At 42.3% G+C, this 2,237-nt stretch carries 1 protein-coding gene and 1 pseudogene; both read right to left on the bottom strand.

Annotated elements, in window-relative coordinates; all coding sequences use genetic code 11:
• Positions 1-179: 179 nt before the first annotated feature.
• A pseudogene (locus PPOP_RS16020) lies at positions 180-453 on the bottom strand (transposase); the annotation flags it as partial.
• Between the two features lie 148 nt (positions 454-601).
• A partial coding sequence (locus PPOP_RS16015) for an S-layer homology domain-containing protein (protein WP_006287663.1) occupies positions 602-2,237 on the bottom strand: 1,636 nt, incomplete at its 5' end.

The raw sequence follows: 2,237 nt of genomic DNA, 5'->3' as shown, positions 1-2,237 counted from the left end.
GGTGATTCCCAGATAGAAGAGGTAGTTGAACAAATACTGACAGCAGAACTGGAAGGTCGCAAGCGTGCGAAACTAAACAAGTTGGTGAACACAGCTGGATTTTCCCATCTGAAAACACATATCGCTGGCAAGTAGCTTCTGCACTTTTGAGCTGCCATATTGAGCATTTTTTTCTTGCCAAACACACCCTGACGGTCACGTGGGACGGCGATTCCCTGCTCGCCGTATTCACTTGTAATGGTCTTGCGGCTCTTGTCGTTACGGGAATTGGTCGCAAGTCTTCTCCGCTTTCTCATGCAACTCATCGCCCAGATGCGTATCCATCTCGGCCTCCAGCATTTCCTGAATCGTTTCGGCGAACAGGTTTTTCAAGGCATTCTGTGCATCTTGAGCGATAACCAGGTTATTCTCTTTGATAAATGCTCGCAGTTGCTCTTTCGTCCACAGTCCCATGTGTTCTCCACAACCTTTCTTCTACTTCCCTTTTAATAGGTTTTGGAGTTTACACAAACTATTTTACAGACCCAAGCCATGGGTGTTTTACGTGCCCATCTCTCGGGTCACAGTTCACCCATGGGCTTCTCGCATCTGTTCTGATAAACTATTTATTCATTTTATCATACACTCTCTTCAAGAAAACTGCTGCTTCTGCTCTTGTTACTTGTTGCGTTGGATTTAGCTTATTTGTCTTGCTTGAAATAATGCCTTCTGCGATCAGTGAAGAAATTGCCGCTTTTGCATTGCTATTCACTTTTTCAGCATCTGTATAACCCTTCAAGGCGTTCGGTTGACCTGCTTTCAGATTCATTCCATTTTCAATCATGGCTTTATACAACATCACCATAACATCTTGTCTTGTCATCGTTTTGTTCTTTTTGAAGCCAGAAACTATTTTTTGCAAGAAGCTTCGCTTTGAATTGTTAAACAATCTTTGCAAGAATATTTTCATTTGACCATTGGTTACTATGGCAGTAGGAGAAAATTGACCTGCTGCTGTTCCAGCAATAATGCCTTTTACATGTAAAAACTCGATCGATTCACGCGCCCAACTGTGTTTTTTCAGGTCAGTGAATGCCGGTTTGGTTTGCGTCATTTGCGGCTTAGAACTTCTTTTTTGAACAGAGTCGCTCGGTGTTTTCACGTCTTGATCGCTCGGCAAAGTAATGGATTTTTTATCATCGTTACTGTTTGTCTTTTCTCCAGTTGTTCCATTTGCTTTTGTTTTATCACTTGTAGTGCCCGTTTTCGTTACAGTGCTTGGGCTTGAGCTTGAGCGAGAACTTCTGCTTGATCTTCTGGATAGCTGTGGCACATTAAATGTTGCTTCAATTGTGCCCTGAATTGCTACTGCTTGCCCATAACCTTTAACACCCGTTCCCGTTACTTGATACTTACTTCCAGGTTGAAGTCCCTCAAGCTGCAATACAACTGTGTTTTGGGTTTGGCCAGCACCATATGTTGCATATGTTACACTTGTAACTGTAACCGTTTTGTCTTCTTCAAATTTCGCGTTGCTAGCATTATACTTCTTAAATGTGTAGCTAGCTTTAGTTTTAACAGAGTCACCATCTAACGCACCATTGAACGCCAGTGTCAATAGGTTTCCATTCAACGTTGCTGGCTTATCGTTGGCTAATCCTGTTGCTGGATTTGCTGTTCCAGTGCCTGAGCTTGAACTACTGCTTGAACTGCTGGATGGCTGTGGCACCTTAAATGTTGCTTCAATGGTGCCCGAAATTGCTACTGCTTGCCCATAACCTTTAACACCCGTTCCCGTTACTTGATACTTACTTCCAGGTTGAAGTCCCTTAAGCTGCAATACAACCGTGTTTTGGGTTTGGCCAGCACCATATGTTGCATATGTTACACTTGTAACTGTAACCGTTTTGTCTTCTTCAAATTTCGCGTTGCTAGCATTATACTTTTTAAATGCATAGCTAGCTTTAGTTTTAACAGAGTCATCATCTAACGCACCATTGAACGCCAGTGTCAATTGGTCTCTATTCAACGTTGCTGGCTTATCGCTAGCTAGTCCTGTTGCTGGTTTTACTTTTTTCTTATCTTCGATGTAATAGAACGAAACTTCATTATCACCATCTACAACTTTATACTCCATTGTGGCCTTCTCTGGCTGAAAACCATCTACTTCAGGTGCGGTTACAGTTATTTCAGCACCTACATTACCTTTAACTTCAGCCGGTGCTTTTGGTTTTAGTTCTTCTGTTGTACCTTGTTTG

The organism is Paenibacillus popilliae ATCC 14706, from assembly GCF_000315235.1.
Taxonomy (GTDB): Bacteria; Bacillota; Bacilli; order Paenibacillales; family Paenibacillaceae; genus Paenibacillus_B; species Paenibacillus_B popilliae.
Note: the sequence above shows the minus strand (reverse complement) of the source record. Positions and strands in the feature narration are given on the sequence as shown.